This window comes from Piezobacter thermophilus (genome assembly GCF_055386745.1).
The window spans coordinates 2316354-2332068 of the sequence record NZ_AP042380.1; the positions used below are offsets into that span (position 1 = coordinate 2316354).

The following is a 15715-nucleotide window of genomic DNA, read 5'->3' on the forward strand; positions in this document are numbered from 1 at the left end:
AGGGCCCCATGAAGACCACCACCCAGGTCGCCATCATCGGCGGAGGCGTCGTTGGCTGTTCCGTTCTCTACCACCTGACGAAACTCGGCTGGAGCGACGTGATGCTGCTGGAACGCTCCGAACTCACCTCGGGGTCCACCTGGCACGCCGCGGGCGGATTTCACACGCTCAACGGCGACACCAACATGGCCGCGCTGCAGGGCTACACGATCCGGCTGTACAAGGAGCTGGAAGAGATCACCGGCTTGTCCTGCGGCCTGCACCACGTCGGCGGCATCACGCTGGCCGACGACCGCGACCGGTTCGACATGCTGCTGGCCGAACGGGCCAAGCACCGCTTCATGGGGCTGGAAACCGAAATCATCGGCCCCGAGGAGATCAGGCGAATCGCCCCGATCACCAATACCGATGGGATCATCGGCGCGCTCTACGACCCGCTCGACGGGCATCTCGATCCCTCCGGCACCACCCATGCCTATGCGAAGGCGGCCCGCATGGCCGGAGCGACGATCGAGACCCACTGCATGGTGCGCGAGACGAACCAGCGCGCCGACGGCACGTGGGACGTGGTCACCGACAAGGGCACCATCCATGCCGAGCACATCGTCAATGCCGGCGGCCTCTGGGCACGCGAGGTGGGCGCCATGGCGGGCATCTATTTCCCGCTGCACCCGATGGCGCACCAGTATCTCGTCACCGATGACATCCCCGAAATCTACGAGCGCGACAGCGAACACCCCCACGTGATGGATCCTTCCGGCGAATCCTACCTGCGGCAGGAAGGGCGCGGCCTGTGCATCGGCTTCTACGAACAGCCCTGCAAGCCATGGGCGGTGGACGGCACGCCGTGGGAGTTCGGCCACGAGCTGCTGCCCGACGATTTCGACAAGATCGCCGACAGCGTCGCCTTTGCCTACCGCCGCTTCCCGGTGCTGGAGCGCGCCGGAATCAAGTCGGTGATCCACGGCCCCTTCACCTTCGCCCCCGACGGCAACCCGCTGGTCGGCCCGGTGCCGGGAATGCGCAACTACTGGTCGGCCTGCGGGGTGATGGCGGGGTTTTCCCAGGGCGGCGGCGTCGGGCTTTGCCTCGCGCAATGGATGGTCGAGGGCGAACCCGAACGCGACGTCTTCGCCATGGACGTGGCCCGGTTCGGCGACTGGATCACGCCGGGCTATACCCTGCCCAAGGTGATCGAGAACTACCAGAGGCGGTTCTCGGTCTCCTACCCGAACGAGGAACTGCCCGCAGCCCGCCCCCACCGCACCACGCCGATGTACGACATCTTTTCCGACATGGGCGCGGTCTGGGGGCAGCAATACGGGCTGGAAGTGCCCAACTATTTCGCCCGCGAGGGCGAGCCGGCCTTCGAAACCCCCTCCTTCCGCCGCTCGGACGCCTTCGCCGCGATCGGGCGCGAGGTGCGGGCCGTGCGCGAAGGCGTCGGCATCAACGAGATCCACAATTTCGGCAAATACCGCGTCACCGGCCCGCGCGCGCGCGACTGGCTGAACCGGATCATGGCCGGGCGCGTGCCTGCGCCGGGGCGGCTGAGCCTGACCCCGATGCTGTCGCCCAAGAGCCGGATCATCGGCGATTTCACCGTCTCCTGCCTTGACGAGGACGAGTTCCAGCTCACCGCCTCCTACGGCGCGCAGGCGTTTCACTTGCGCTGGTTCCACCGGAACCGAGAAGACGGCGTCGCGGTCGAAAACATCTCCGACCGGCGCACCGGCTTCCAGATCGCCGGACCGAAAGCGTGCGAGGTTCTCGCCGCCTGCACCCGCGAGGACGCCTCGGACATGACCTTCATGGATGTGCGCCGCATGGTCCTGGGCATGACCGACTGCATCGTGCAGCGGATCAGCTATACCGGGGATCTGGGCTTTGAAATCTTCTGCGACCCGATGGGGCAGCGGCAGTTGTGGTGGACCCTGTGGCAGGCGGGTCAGCCCCACCACATCACCCCCTTCGGCATGCGCGCGATGATGTCACTCAGGCTCGACAAGTTCTTCGGCTCGTGGCTGCGCGAATATTCCCCCGACTACACCCCGGCCGAAACCGGGCTCGACCGCTTCATCTCGTTCCGGAAGGATGCCGATTTCATCGGCCGCGCCGCCGCCGAGGCCGAACGCGCCACCGGCCCCTCCCGACGCCTCTGCGCCTTCGAGGTGGACGTGGACGATGCCGACGTGAACGCCTACGAACCGATCTGGCTCGACGGGCGGGTGCAGGGCTTCTGCACCTCGGGCGGCTGGTCGCACCATGCCGGGAAATCCGTGGCGCTGGGTTTTCTGCCCGCAGACCGCATCGCCGAAGGGCTCGCCGTCGAAATCGAGATCCTCGGCCAGATGCGCCCGGCCCGGGTGATTACCGAACCGCTCTTCGACGCCGACGGCGCACGGATGCGCGGCTGAGGCGGGAAGGAGCGTTTCCGGCTTTCCTTTCCCCTTCCTCTTGCCGAAAATACTCCCGCCGGAGGCCCCCGCCCCCGGCCACGTGCACCGACCCGTCCGCCGAAGGAGACACCGCTTGCCACTCGTCCCCGTCCTGCTGCTTGCCGCGGGCTCCTCGTCTCGCATGGGCGGGCGCGACAAGCTGATGATCGAAGTGGACGGCGAACCGCTGCTGCGGCGCAGCGCGCAGAGGGCGCGGGCAACCGGCCAGCCGGTGATCGTCGCGCTTCCTCCCGCCCCGCACCCCCGCCATGAGGCCCTCGCGGGGCTGGCGGTGACGAAGGTGCCGGTGCCGGATGCCGGCGAGGGGATGAATGCCAGCCTGCGGGCGGCGCTTGCCCGGGTGCCGGGGCGGGCGCGGGCGGTAATGATCCTGCTGGCCGACCTGCCCGAGCTGACCACCGCCGATCTGGAAACCGTTCTGAAGGCCGTGGAGAGCCATCCCGACCGGCTGATCTGGCGCGGCACGACCAGCGACGGAAAGCCCGGCCACCCGGTCGTCTTCGCCCGTGACCTGTGGCCCGAACTTGCCGCGCTCGGCGGAGACGGCGGAGCGGGCGAGGTCGTGCGCCGTCACGCCGGACAGGTCGAACCGGTGCCCCTGCCGGGCAGGCATGCGCGGCTGGACCTGGACACGCCCGAAGCCTGGGCCGAATGGCTGGCCGGGCGGCGCGGCTGAGGCGCACCCGGAAAAAAACGGAAGGGGCAGGATGGTTGCCCGCCCTGCCCCCTCGGTCGCGCGCCCCGATTCGCGCGGATAGCTGCATATCGGGGTTGCCGGCCCGTCCCCCTCTCAATGAACGAGCAACCGGGCTTCGTATTTCTTCAGCGACCGGCGCGCCGCCCCGAAGGCCCCCAGCCCCTCGCGGGTAGCGAGTTCCGGGAACAGGTCCAGGATTTCGTCCCGCTGGTCGTCGTCCATGCCCGCCAGCGTCAGGTCGCCCGGCTGGAAGCTTTCCGTCCAGGCACCATCGGACAGGATCACCTCGTGGCGATCGAACATGAAGTGGACATAGCTCACCTCATCCACCTCGACCCGGTCGATGCCCTCCATCCCGGTCAGGTGCTTGGCCGCCACCAGAACCTCGCGTTCCTCGAAGAAGAGCTGGGTCTTCTCGTTGGCGATCAGGATCCGGTGGTTGGGGCTGACCAGCATGTCGCGTTCGGGCAGGCCGATGCCCAGAGCGCCACGGCGGATCAGGATCGGCTGCATGTTCGGCGCCTGCGCCAGCTCGGCCGCGCTCAGGTCGCGCCGCCCGGCCCAGCGGATGACCTGGATGCCGTTGTCGCGGGTGATGACCCGGTCGCCGGGGCGCAGATCCTCGACCCGGCGTTCCCCCTGCGGAGTGGCGATCAGCGTGCCCGGCGTGAAGCAGGGAATCACATGCTCGATCTCGTGGAAACGGGTCGATCCGGTCTCGTTCCCGTCGGCATCGAAGAAGCGCACCGTGCCCGATTCCGGGTCGCCGGCGTCATATTCGACGGTCAGGCTGCCGCCGGGATTGACCGCCTCGGCCGCACCGGTCAGGTCGAGAACGTCCACATCGCCGTCATCGGGATCCTCGCCGCCGAAGATGTGCTCGCCCTCGCCGATATCGACGAAGCGGTCATCACCGTAACCGCCCTGCATGAGGTCGCCCTCATCCCCGGCCTGGTCGTTGCCGCCCGACAGCGTATCGTCGCCATCACCACCTTCAAGCGTGTCAGCGCCCTTGCCGCCGTCGAGAAGGTCGTCCCCCTGGCCGCCGATCAACGTGTCGTCGCCGCGACCGCCGTGAAGCTCGTCCTCGTCGATGCCGCCATCGAGGTAGTCGTCGCCAGCCCCGCCATACAGGGTGTCGTCGTCGTCCTGGCCATAGATCACGTCGTCGCCGTCACCGCCGTCGAGGTAATCGGTCCCATTGGTCGGATCCGGATCGGCCGGCTGGCCGACGCCATCATCGGGGATGTTCAGGAAATCGGGAAAGACCGGATCCAGCCCGCCATAGATGGTATCGTCGCCATCGCCGCCATCGATCTGGTCGGCCCCCTCACCGCCCACGATCAGGTCGTCGCCCGCGCCGCCTTCCACCACATCGTCGTCGATGCCGGCATCGATGGTGTCGTCACCGTCGCCGCCGTCGATCACATCCACATCATCGCCGGTCAGGATCACGTCGTCACCATCTCCGCCATCCACCACGTCGCGGTCATCGTAGATATCCGCATCGGCCGGGATCGGGGGGATCGACCCGTAACCGGCAAAGCCCCGGTCGGGCAGAGGCGTGCCGCCGCGGGTGTCGATCACGTCGTCGCCGTCGCCGCCATCTACGGTGTCGGAACCGTCACCGCCATCGATCTGGTCGTCACCGGCGCCGCCGTCCAGGCTGTCGTCGCCCACGCCGCCGATCAGCACGTCGTCGCCGCCCTCGCCGAAGATCACGTCATCGCCTTCACCGCCATCTAGCGTATCGTCGCCGTCCTCGGCGGTGTCGGCATCAAGCACGTCAAAATAGACATCCGACACGATGACGCCGCTGTTGTCCCCGCCATCCTGCGAGTGCTCGATCACGATCCGGGCCGCCGGGCCGGGGATGCTCACCAGCACCGAATAGCGCCCGTCATCGGCCTCGCCATAGCCGCCTTCGCTGTCGGCGGTGTCGTTGCCGGACACGCCATCCTCATCGGACAGGTCGAGCTTGTCGCCGCCGGTCAGGTCCACCTCGATCTGGTTGCCGTCTGCGTCGAACGCCTTGACCGAAACCACGCCGTCGCCGTCGATGTCGCTGATGCTGAACGAAACGTTCCCCACCGCCTCGGAAAAGGCCAGCTCGTAGCGGGCCGCGTTGCCCTTGCCGTAGGTGATGGATTTCAGGCCGCTTTCGTCGTCGGCCTCGTCGCCATCAGTGGCCACACCATCGACATCATGCTCGATCTCGGTGAACGAGGTATCGACCGGCTCGGACTGTTCCAGCACGTTGAACGAAACGGTCACATGCCCCGTGTCCTGGGTAAAGCCGCCGCTGAGGTCATCGCCTTCGTCGATGTCGTGGGGCTCGTCGTCCTCGTGATCGTCGTCGTATTCGGCCTCGTCCTCGTCACCATCCGGGTCCGGCGCCAGCTCCCAGCGGAATACCTCGCGGACGGTCTGCGGTTCGCCGGGGGCGTTGGAATCGCCATACAGCACGTCATCTCCCGCGCCGCCCTGCACCTCGTCGGCGCCGCTGCCGGCATAGACGGTATCGTCGCCCGCGCCGGCCATGACGGTATCGTCGCCGCCGCGCGCATCCACGATGTCGTCGTCCGGGCCGAGGCCGGGCTGGATCGCGTCGCCATTGTCGATCCGGTCGCCCTCGGGGTCGCCGGTGTAGGAGAGGTCGATCAGGTCGGCCTGCCCGGTGCCGTCCACGATGCCGTTGCCGCCCGCCGGCCCGCCGGTATCGTCGTGATCCCCGTCGCCATCATCGCCGTCATGCCCGTGTCCGAACACATGGCCAAGCTTGAGCCCCTGCCCATGGTCATGCCCATGCTCGTGCGCGTTGGAACTACCGTGCTGGTGCTCCTGCTCGTGAGCTTTCGAATGCTCGTGTTCCGACTTCTTACTCATCGTGGTCTCCACTTCCGCGAGGCCGTCACTTCAACGCCGGTCGCTGCCAAATTCCTTTTCACCCGAGGCATGATGCAATTGGCGCGAAGGGCAACCGTTCGGCCGGGCGTTCGGGAACAAGGGAAAAGAAGCACTGGCATCCTTCATGCGGCAGCTCAGATGCCGCGTGGCGATCGCACTCGCTTCTCCCGCATCGTCCCGATGCGAAACCGCGCGGTCGCCCCCATTGACCGTCAGACATCACCCCCCAGTTGGGCTGAACAGAAATTACGCGCAGAGCCCGCCCACCGGAAGCAGAAGATGCAACAAATTTGCCGCAATTCGGGACCAACCTCGCCCCAATTGCCCCGGACTTGCCAGGAAATACTCTCCGAAAGGCCCGGAAATGTTCTCATATGAGAGACAAATCAAACCGGGCGTAAAGCCAACACACTGAAAATACGGCGCCTTTCCGGCTTCCCAAAAAATGTTCCGCCAGATTGTTTCCATTTATGAACCTGTTGGCCGCCACTCTGCCCATGGCGCGGCCCGACATGTTTCTGCCCCATTTCACCCCGATGGATGTCCCGGACCCGGAACCAAATTTCGAGAATGCCCCGGATTGTTGCCGCCCCGAGGTCATGATCGGGGGTGGCGGGGTTCGAATCGCGGCGATTCCCTGCCGAATCCGGCCGTTTCCGGGAATCGGTCTTCTTGCCGGCGCCGGCAGGAGAAACGAAAACGGGGCAGGCGGCGGCCTGCCCCGGCAAGTGCAGCGGAAAGGTCGGCTCAGTTGCCCTCGACCTGCTGTGCCACCTCGCGATAGGCCTCCAGATACCCTTCGGGCAACTTGTGAGCGATGCCCTGGTGGCAGTCGATGCAGGTCTTGCCCTCGTCCAGCGCCTTCTGGTGGTTCTGCGCGGCGCGGTTTGCCTGCAAGGTGAAGTCCATGAACTCGAAGCTGTGGCAGTTGCGGCATTCCCGGCTGTCGGTTGCCTTCATCCTGCGCCACTCGTTCCTTGCGAGATCCAGCCGTTTGGCCTCGAACTTCTCGCGGGTCCAGATCGAGCGGGTGATGAAATGGCCGTAAAGCTCCTTGGACGCCTTGATCTTGCGCACCACCTTCGGGCCCCAGTCCTTGGGCACGTGGCAGTCCGGGCAGGTCGCACGCACGCCCGAGCCGTTGTTCTGGTGGATGCTGCCCTCGTACTCGGCATAGACGTTGTCTTCCATCTCGTGGCAGCTGATGCAGAAGCTTTCGGTGTTGGTCAGTTCAAGCGCCCAGTGAAAGCCGCCCCAGAACAGGATGCCGACGACGAAACCGGCAACCAGAAGCGCCCCGGAGGTGATGGCCACGGCGGGCCGGGTGAGGAATTTCCAGACGCGGCGGATGATCCCCGGCCGGTCCCCTTTGCTGATGTTGTCCGACATGTTTCCTGTCCTCGCGCTCTGTCGCCTCGGTTCCTATTTCCCGGCCGTCGACCGGAAGGTGTTCTCCACCAGCGCCGGCGCATCGGCCTGCGGCACGTGGCACTGGGTGCAGAACCAGCGGGTGCCGGCCACCCGGTCGAGCTGCCGCCCCTCGCGGTCGAGATAATGGGTCATGGAAAGGGTGGGCGCCCCCCGTTCGCCTGCATTGGTCCAGTCATGGCAGGCAAGGCACTGGTTGGCGCGCAGGTCGATCTGGTAGCGCGAGATCGTGTGCGGGATCAGCGGCGGCTGCTGGCGGTAGTTGCGCCCGAACCTCTTTTCGTCCTGGTGGAACACGCCGGGCACCTCGGCGACCTCGTCGATCGGCGCATTGCGCAGGCTGCGCACGCCGGATGTGCCGGACTGGGCGACGGCAAGGCCGGCCGCCACCAGGGCGGAGGCCGTCAGGACGCTGATGAGAATTGTTTTTTTCATGAGCTTACTCCGTTGCTTGCTCAGGCGGCGCGGCTGGCACCGGATGCGGGTTGCGGTCTGGTTCGGGTTTCACGGGCAGGGGCGTCCGTGTCATCGAAACGGTGAGTGAAGGTGAAGACGTCCATTGCGCAGACGTCGATGCAGCGACCGCAATTGGTGCAGTCGCGCGAAAGGATGAGGGGGGTATCGCCGGCGGCGCCCCGAAGGGCGGGGGTGATGACGTGCATCTCGGGGCAGACGGCGAAGCAGTCCATGCAGTCGTCGCAGGCAGCCCGGCGCGGGGCCGAGACCCGCAGCACCGATTTCGTCCCCAGCAGGCCGTAGAAGCTGCCCACCGGGCACAGATGCCCGCACCAGCCCCGCCGCGCCAGCGCGAAGTCGAACAGGAACACGGCGACCACGAAGGTCCAGGCAAAGCCCATGCCGAAGATCAGCCCGCGATGGAGCATCGAGATCGGGTTGACCACCTCCCAGGCGATGGTTCCGGTCAGCGCCGAAACCGCCACAACCATGGCCAGAACCCACCAGCGGGTGCCCGGCCCGGGCTGCCAGCCCTTGGGCATGCCCAGCCTGCGGTGCAGCCAGTGGGCGGCATCGGTCACCGGGTTGATCGGGCACACCCAGCTGCAATAGACGCGCCCGCCGATCAGCGCATAGACGACGGCGACGATCAGCGCCCCGACCAGAGCGGTCAGCTCGGGCCAGTGCCCGGCGAGAAGGGACTGCACGGCGATGAAGGGATCGGTCAGCGGCAGCACCCCGAAAGTCAGCGAGCCCGAAAGGTTGCCCTTGACCCACCATATGCCGAACCACGGCCCCAGCAGGAACAGGGCCAGAAAGAACAGCTGCGACAGCCGGCGCAGGATCAGAAAGCGATGGGCGCGCCACCAGCCGAATTTCAGAACCGCCTCGCGGCCGACGGGGGTGCGGGATTTCATGTTCATGGCTTCGCCCCCGGCAGCTTGAAGGTCGGGGTGAATCCCCCCTCCATCGAAGGGTCGGGCATCCGGTCGGGCAGGTCGATCACCCCCTCGACCAGCGGCCCGCCGGCCTTTTCCTTCTCCTCCCAGCCCAGCCGGTAGTGATCCCCCGCCTTCCCGCGTGCCAGGCGGGCGGGCAGCACCTTGATCGCCGCCTCGGGCAGCACGCAGGATTTTTCGCACTTGCCGCAGCCGGTGCAGACATCGGCATGAACGGTGGGCAGGAAGATCGCGTGATGGCCCGAGCGCGCATTGTGCTGCAACTCCAGCGTGATCGCCTCGTCGATCAGCGGGCAGACGCGGTAGCACACGTCGCAGCGCAGCCCCAGCGCGTTCAGGCAGTTCTCGGTATCGACCAGCACCGCCGTGCCCATGCGCGCATCGTTGATGTCGGTCAGCCCCTTGTCGAGCGCCCCGGACGGGCAGGCCGCCACGCAGGGGATGTCCTCGCACATTTCGCAGGCAATCTCGCGCGCGGTGAAATAGGGCGTGCCGGTGGCCGGACCGTCCACCCCCAGCTCGGCCAGTTTCAGCGTGTCATAGGGGCAGTCGCGCACGCACAGCCCGCAGCGGATGCAGGCGGACAGGAAATCCTCCTCGCCCAGCGCGCCGGGCGGGCGCAGGGCCTGGGCCGGCAGGGCGCGCGCGCCGGTGGCCAGCCAGGCCAGCCCCATGCCCGCCACCGCGCAACCCGCCAGCCCGCGCGCTGCATCCTTCAGGAAGCGGCGCCGGTCCATGGGCATCGTCTTGCGGCGGGCGGCGGACATGGGTTTCCCTTTCCCTCTTCAGGTCAGGCGCGTTCGACCTTGCAGGCGCATTTCTTGAAGTCGGTCTCTTTCGAAATCGGGCAGGTCGCATCCAGCGTCAGCTTGTTGACCAGCTGGCTTTCGTCGAACCACGGGAAGAACACCACGCCCCGGGGCGGCTTGTTCCGGCCCCGCGTCTCGACCCGGCTGAGCACCGTGCCGCGACGGGTCGAGATCTCGATCGCCTGCCCGCGCTTGAGCCCGCGCGCCTTGGCGTCCTCGGGATGCATGAACACCACCGAAGCCGGGAAGGAGCGGTGCAGCTCGGGCACCCGCCGGGTCATGGAGCCCGAATGCCAGTGCTCCAGCACCCGGCCCGTCACCAGCCACAGGTCGTATTCATCGTCCGGGACCTCGGCGGGCGGCTCGTAGGGGGCGAAGATGATGTTGGCCCGCCCGTCCTTCTTGCCGTAGAACTTCACCCCCTCGCCCGGCTTCACATAGGGGTCATAGCCCTCGCGGAAGCGCCACAGCGTCTCCTTGCCGCCCACCACCGGCCAGCGCAGACCGCGGGCCTGGTGATACATCTCGAACGGAGCGAGGTCGTGACCCTTGCCGCGCCCGAAGCTGGCATATTCCTCGAACAGGCCTTTCTGGACGTAGAAGCCGAAGTGATCGCTCTCGTCGTTGGGGAAGCCCTTGGCGGTGTCCTTCAGCGGGAAGCGGTTCACCTGCCCGTTCTCGAACAGGATGTCATAGAGCGTCTTGCCCCGGTATTCCGGCTTTTGCGCCAGAAGTTCTTCGGGCCAGACCTCTTCGACGCGGAAGCGCTTGGAGAATTCCATCACCTGCCACAGGTCGGATTTCGCCTCGCCCGGCGCCTTGACCTGCTGGCGCCAGAACTGGGTGCGCCGTTCGGCATTGCCGTAGGCGCCCTCCTTTTCCACCCACATGGCGGTGGGCAGGATCAGGTCGGCAGCCATGGCGGTTACCGTCGGATAGGGATCCGAGACGACGATGAAGTTTTCCGGGTTGCGATAGCCGGGCCAGCCCTCTTCGTTCATGTTGGGCGCGGCCTGCATGTTGTTGTTGCACTGCACCCAGTAGCAGTTCAGCTCGCCGTCATGCAGCTTGCGGTTCTGCAGCACCGCGTGATAGCCCGGCTTGCCCGGAATGGTGCCCTTGGGCAGGCCCCAGATCTTTTCGGCGATGTCGCGGTGGGCCTCCTTCATCACCACCAGGTCTGCCGGCAGGCGGTGGGCGAAGGTGCCGACCTCGCGCGCAGTGCCGCAGGCCGAGGGCTGACCGGTCAGCGAAAACGGCGAGTTGCCGGGCTCGGAAATCTTGCCGACCAGAAGATGCACATTGTACATCAGCCCGTTCACCCAGCTGCCGCGGGTGTGCTGGTTGAAGCCCATGGTCCACAGGCTCATCACCTTGCGGTTCGGGTCGGCATATTGCCGGGCAAGGCGTTCGAGCTTCGCCGCCGGCACGCCGGACATCTCGGACACCTTCTCGAGCGTGTATTCGCTGACGGCCTCGGCATATTCCTCGAAGCTGATCGGCGTGAGCTTGCCGTGCTTGCCCGAATGGGCCGGGTTGGCGGCGGCCTGCTCGCGCGGGTCCGAGGGACGCAGCCCATAGCCGATGTCGGTGTTGGTCTTCGTGATGTTGACGTGGTTGCGGACGAACTCCTCATTCACCGCGCCGGTCTGGATGATGTAGTTGGCGATGTAGTTGAGAATCGCCAGATCCGTCTGCGGCTTGAAGATGATGGCATTGTCGGCCAGCTCGAAGCTGCGATGCTCGAAGGTGGACAGCACATGCACCTCGCAGCCGGGCTTGGTCAGGCGGGTATCGGTCAGGCGCGACCACAGGATCGGGTGCATCTCGGCCATGTTCGAGCCCCACAGCACGAAGGTATCGGCCGCCTCCAGGTCGTCATAGCAGCCCATCGGCTCGTCGATGCCGAAGCCGCGGATGAAGGCGGCCACCGCCGAGGCCATGCAGTGGCGCGCATTGGGGTCGATGTTGTTCGAGCGGAACCCCGCCTTCATCAGCTTGACCGCGGCATAGCCCTCCCACACGGTCCACTGGCCGGAACCGAACATGCCGATGGCGGTCGGGCCCTTCTTCTTCAGGGTCTCCTTCCACTTCTCGGCCATGATGTCGAAGGCCTCGTCCCAGCTGACCGGCTCGAACTCGCCATTCTTGTCATAGACGCCGTTCGACTTGCGCAGCAGCGGCGTGGTCAGGCGGTCCTTGCCATACATGATCTTGGACAGGAAATAGCCCTTGATGCAGTTGAGGCCGCGGTTCACCGGCGCATCCGGGTCGCCCTGGGTCGCCACCACGCGGCCGTTCTTCACCCCGACCAGCACCGAACAGCCCGTGCCGCAGAACCGGCAGGGCGCCTTGTCCCAGCGGATGTCCGGTCCGGGAAGCTGGGCATTTGCCCCTTCGGGCAGGGTGATCCCGGCGGCGGAAGCCGTCGCCGCGGCTGCGGTCGCCTTCAGAAACGAGCGGCGGGACGTTGGCAAGGTCATGGGTTGTTTCTCCCGTTCAAAGTGTGGCGTGGGCGAGATCGCCGGGCGCTTCGTCCGGCTCCTCGAAATGGTGGTAGGTCAGCGTCACGGCCAGGACGCCGGGGATCTGGTGCAGTTCCATGATGACGTCCGAGGCCAGCCGGTCGCCGGTATCCTCGGCGGTGACCACGATGCGCCCGCCTTCGCGGCCATGGACCTCGGCCCCGTCCACGGCATCGATGGCCGCGACGACCTCGGCCGCGCGATCGGGCACCGCATGCACCAGGCATCCGCAAATGTTCAGCATGTCAGCGGCTCTACGTCCTGTTTCTGTCGGAAAAATCGAATCGCCCCCACCGGGCAGGCCGCGGCACAGCCGCCGCAGCCGACGCACAGATCCGCGTCGATCCGCGGCGCGGCCCGCCCGCCGGTGAGCAGGCGAAAGCTGATGGCGCCGGAATCGCAATGATCCTGGCAGGCGCGGCACTGCACTGCCGTCAGCGACAGGCAGCCCTGCGCAACCTCGGCCCGCCATGGCCAAGGCCGCCCCGAGGCCAGCGCCCCGGTTTCGCAGGCCGCGATGCAGGCCGCGCAGAAGGTGCAGGCGCCCAGAGAGGGATCGAAACGCGCAAGCCCGCGCGCATCCGCCCGCAGCACCGCTTCGGGGCAGGCACTGATGCACGCGCCGCAGCCGTTGCAGTTTTCGCGAAAGGAGTCCTCGCCACCGGCGCCGGGGGGCCGCATCACGGGCGCTTGCGTGAACGCCCCACTCAGGAAAGCCCGCCTGTTGCCCTGCATCGCCGAAACCAGATTGAATTCCGTCCCCGCCGACATGACGGGAATCGCTTGTGGCTCACGAAGATGTTATAAGGACTCACGAAACCGTGATTTGACTTAAGTCATGGCGCCAGCGGCGTTTTCGGCATAGCGTCGTGCCCCATCACCGGGAACTGTTATCGCAAGCATCTTGTCCGGGGAATGAATGCGCCCTGGCCGGGACGCGGAACGCGCCCGACCATCGGCAACCCGTTACGTAAGGTCAACCCGTCATCCGGGGCCGATCGGCGAATCGCGCCGCGGACGCCCCCTTCATGCCGGGGGGCGAGCCTTTACCCGCATTTCGAATAGCCGCAGCTTGCGCAGGTCATGCAGCCCTCGATCATGCGCATGTCGTACTGGCCGCAGCTGGGGCAGGCCCTGCCCCGCGGCGCCTCCATGTTGACCACCCGCGCCTGGGGGTCGGATTTCAGCCCCATCCCTTCGCCCTCGAGGAAGCCGATCGAGATCATGTGCTGTTCGATCACCCCGCCGATGGCCGCCAGGATCGAGGGGATGTACTTGCCATTCATCCACGCCCCGCCACGGGGGTCGAACACGGCCTTGAGCTCCTCGACCACGAAGGACACGTCGCCGCCGCGCCGGAACACCGCCGAGATCATCCGTGTCAGCGCCACCGTCCAGGCGAAATGCTCCATGTTCTTGGAGTTGATGAACACCTCGAACGGGCGGCGGTGTCCGCCGATGACGATGTCGTTGATGGTGATGTAGATGGCATGTTCGCTGTCGGGCCACTTGAGCTTGTAGGTCTGCCCCTCCAGCGTCTGCGGCCGGCCCAGCGGTTCGGACATGTAGACCACCTCGGCCCCCTCCGCGTCGCCATCCCCGGCCGCCGCCTGCGCCTGCTGCGCTCCGGCCTCGCCCGGCGCCTTGTCGGCATCTTCGCTCACCGACAGGACCGAACCGGTCACCGCGTTGGGCCGGTAGGTGGTGCAGCCCTTGCAGCCCGTCTCCCACGCCATCATGTAGACATCCTTGAAATCCTCGAAGGAGATGTCCTCGGGGCAGTTGATGGTCTTGGAGATGGACGAATCCACCCATTTCTGCGCCGCCGCCTGCATGCGCACGTGATCGGCCGGCGCCAGCGTCTGGGCGTTGACGAAGTGATCGGGCAGCTCGCGGTCGCCGAATTTCTCGCGCCATAGCTGCACCGCGTAATCCACCACCTCTTCCTCGGTGCGCGAGCCGTCGGGCTGCAGCACCTTGCGGGTATAGGCATAGGCAAAGACCGGCTCGATCCCCGAGCTGACATTGCCGGCATAGAGGCTGATCGTGCCGGTGGGCGCGATCGAGGTCAGCAGCGCGTTGCGGATTCCGTGTTCGCGCACCGCCGCGCGCACGTCCTCGTCCATCTGCCGCATGTTGCCGCTGGCCAGGTACTTTTCCGCATCGAACAGGGGAAACGCCCCCTTTTCCTTCGCCAGATCGACCGAGGCCAGATAGGCCGCGCGGGCGATGGCGTGCAGCCATTCCTCGGTCTGGCGCACCGCCGCGTCCGAGCCGTAACGCAGCCCCAGCATCAAGAGCGCATCGGCCAGCCCCGTCACCCCCAGCCCGATGCGGCGCTTGTTGCGGGCCTCCTCGGCCTGCTGGGGCAGCGGGAAGCGCGACACGTCCACCACGTTGTCCATCATCCGCACCGCCACCGCCACCAGATCCTCCAGCGCCGCCAGGTCAAGCCGCGCGCCCGCCTCGAACGGCTCGGCGACCAGCCGGGCCAAGTTGATCGAGCCCAGAAGGCAGGCGCCATAGGGCGGCAGCGGCTGTTCGCCACAGGGGTTGGTGGCGCGGATCTCCTCGCAATAGGCGAGGTTGTTCATGGCGTTGATGCGGTCGATGAAGATCACCCCCGGCTCGGCGTAATCATAGGTCGCACGCATGATCCGGTTCCACAGGTCGCGCGCCTTCACCACATGCCAGACCTTGCCGCCGAAGGTCAGTTCCCACGGCGCATCGGCCTTCACCGCCTCCATGAAGGCATCGCTCACCAGCACGCTCATGTTGAACATGCGCAGCCGCGCCGGGTCGGACTTGGCGGAGATGAAATCCTCGATATCGGGATGATCGCAGCGCATGGTGGCCATCATCGCGCCGCGGCGCGAGCCGGCCGACATGATGGTGCGGCACATGGCATCCCACACATCCATGAACGACAGCGGCCCCGAGGCATCCGCCGCCACCCCCGCCACGCGGGCCCCGCGCGGGCGGATGGTCGAGAAATCATAGCCGATGCCGCCACCCTGCTGCATGGTCAGCGCGGCCTCCTTCAGCATGTCGAAGATGCCGCCCATGCTGTCGGGAATGGTGCCCATGACGAAGCAGTTGAACAGCGTCACCTCGCGCCCAGTGCCGGCGCCGGCGGTGATCCGCCCTGCGGGCAGAAAGCGGAAATCCTCGAGCGCCCCGTAGAATTGCCGCTCCCAATGCGCGGGATCCTTCTCGACCACGGCCAGAGCCCGTGCGATTCGCCGCCAGCTGTCCTCGACCGTCAGGTCCACAGGCGTGCCGTCCTCGTCCTTGAGGCGGTATTTCATGTCCCAGATCTGCTCGGCGATGGGGGCGGTGAATCGGCTCATCTTGCGGCTTCGTCCCGATGTGAATGAAGGGCTCTCAACCTAGGCCGAAGGCCGGCGCCGGTCAATCCGCCATTCCTCCTCCGGATGTCACAAGGCACCGGGGGATACGCCACCTCTGGGGCATG

The 15715-nt window shown here is 66.4% G+C and carries 11 protein-coding genes; 2 read left to right on the top strand and 9 right to left on the bottom strand.

The genetic code is table 11. From position 1 onward, the window contains the following. The first annotated feature begins 8 nt into the window (after nucleotides 1-8). Nucleotides 9-2417, top strand: coding sequence for a GcvT family protein (locus ACZ5CM_RS11205; protein WP_464638754.1), 2409 nt, complete (start codon nucleotides 9-11; stop codon nucleotides 2415-2417). Between the two features lie 115 nt (nucleotides 2418-2532). Continuing rightward, nucleotides 2533-3135, top strand: coding sequence for a nucleotidyltransferase family protein (locus ACZ5CM_RS11210; protein ID WP_464638756.1), 603 nt, complete (start codon nucleotides 2533-2535; stop codon nucleotides 3133-3135). 114 nt (nucleotides 3136-3249) lie between these two features. Here ACZ5CM_RS11210 and ACZ5CM_RS11215 read toward each other — a convergent pair whose 3' ends face one another. From ACZ5CM_RS11215 to ACZ5CM_RS11255, 9 genes are all read right to left on the bottom strand, one after another. Further along, nucleotides 3250-6042, bottom strand: coding sequence for a Hint domain-containing protein (locus ACZ5CM_RS11215; protein ID WP_464638758.1), 2793 nt, complete (start codon nucleotides 6040-6042; stop codon nucleotides 3250-3252). A gap of 768 nt (nucleotides 6043-6810) precedes the next feature. Further along, nucleotides 6811-7452, bottom strand: a complete 642-nt coding sequence (locus ACZ5CM_RS11220; protein WP_464638760.1) for a NapC/NirT family cytochrome c — start codon at nucleotides 7450-7452, stop codon at nucleotides 6811-6813. Between the two features lie 33 nt (nucleotides 7453-7485). Beyond that, nucleotides 7486-7926, bottom strand: a complete 441-nt coding sequence (locus ACZ5CM_RS11225; protein WP_464638762.1) for a nitrate reductase cytochrome c-type subunit — start codon at nucleotides 7924-7926, stop codon at nucleotides 7486-7488. 20 nt (nucleotides 7927-7946) lie between these two features. Then, nucleotides 7947-8870, bottom strand: a complete 924-nt coding sequence (napH, locus tag ACZ5CM_RS11230) for a quinol dehydrogenase ferredoxin subunit NapH (RefSeq protein WP_464638764.1) — start codon at nucleotides 8868-8870, stop codon at nucleotides 7947-7949. Then, the gene (gene napG, locus ACZ5CM_RS11235) at nucleotides 8867-9673 is read right to left on the bottom strand and encodes a ferredoxin-type protein NapG (RefSeq protein ID WP_464638766.1); all 807 of its coding nucleotides are present in this window, start codon (nucleotides 9671-9673) and stop codon (nucleotides 8867-8869) included. Before napG ends, napH begins: the two co-directional genes overlap by 4 nt. A 23-nt stretch (nucleotides 9674-9696) precedes the next feature. After that, nucleotides 9697-12198 carry a nitrate reductase catalytic subunit NapA gene (gene napA / locus ACZ5CM_RS11240; RefSeq protein ID WP_464638768.1) on the bottom strand — a complete coding sequence of 834 codons (2502 nt, stop codon included), beginning with the start codon at nucleotides 12196-12198 and terminating at the stop codon, nucleotides 9697-9699. Between the two features lie 16 nt (nucleotides 12199-12214). Then, a complete protein-coding gene (locus ACZ5CM_RS11245) occupies nucleotides 12215-12484 on the bottom strand; it encodes a chaperone NapD (RefSeq protein WP_464638770.1) in 270 nt (89 codons plus the stop codon). Beyond that, nucleotides 12478-13011 carry a ferredoxin-type protein NapF gene (gene napF, locus ACZ5CM_RS11250; RefSeq protein WP_464638772.1) on the bottom strand — a complete coding sequence of 178 codons (534 nt, stop codon included), beginning with the start codon at nucleotides 13009-13011 and terminating at the stop codon, nucleotides 12478-12480. The genes ACZ5CM_RS11245 and napF overlap by 7 nt, the downstream gene beginning before the upstream one ends. Before the next feature lie 275 nt (nucleotides 13012-13286). Continuing rightward, complete coding sequence (locus tag ACZ5CM_RS11255) at nucleotides 13287-15590, bottom strand: adenosylcobalamin-dependent ribonucleoside-diphosphate reductase (RefSeq protein WP_464638774.1); 2304 nt, start codon at nucleotides 15588-15590, stop codon at nucleotides 13287-13289. Nucleotides 15591-15715: the final 125 nt, after the last annotated feature.

Coding starts and splice junctions, on each gene's coding strand:
- ACZ5CM_RS11220 (WP_464638760.1), bottom strand. CDS start 7,452: ATGTCGGACAACATCAGCAAAGGGGACCGGCCGGGGATCATCCGCCGC.
- napG (WP_464638766.1), bottom strand. CDS start 9,673: ATGTCCGCCGCCCGCCGCAAGACGATGCCCATGGACCGGCGCCGCTTC.
- ACZ5CM_RS11215 (WP_464638758.1), bottom strand. CDS start 6,042: ATGAGTAAGAAGTCGGAACACGAGCATTCGAAAGCTCACGAGCAGGAG.
- ACZ5CM_RS11205 (WP_464638754.1), top strand. CDS start 9: ATGAAGACCACCACCCAGGTCGCCATCATCGGCGGAGGCGTCGTTGGC.
- napF (WP_464638772.1), bottom strand. CDS start 13,011: ATGTCGGCGGGGACGGAATTCAATCTGGTTTCGGCGATGCAGGGCAAC.
- napA (WP_464638768.1), bottom strand. CDS start 12,198: ATGACCTTGCCAACGTCCCGCCGCTCGTTTCTGAAGGCGACCGCAGCC.
- ACZ5CM_RS11225 (WP_464638762.1), bottom strand. CDS start 7,926: ATGAAAAAAACAATTCTCATCAGCGTCCTGACGGCCTCCGCCCTGGTG.
- ACZ5CM_RS11255 (WP_464638774.1), bottom strand. CDS start 15,590: ATGAGCCGATTCACCGCCCCCATCGCCGAGCAGATCTGGGACATGAAA.
- ACZ5CM_RS11245 (WP_464638770.1), bottom strand. CDS start 12,484: ATGCTGAACATTTGCGGATGCCTGGTGCATGCGGTGCCCGATCGCGCG.
- napH (WP_464638764.1), bottom strand. CDS start 8,870: ATGAACATGAAATCCCGCACCCCCGTCGGCCGCGAGGCGGTTCTGAAA.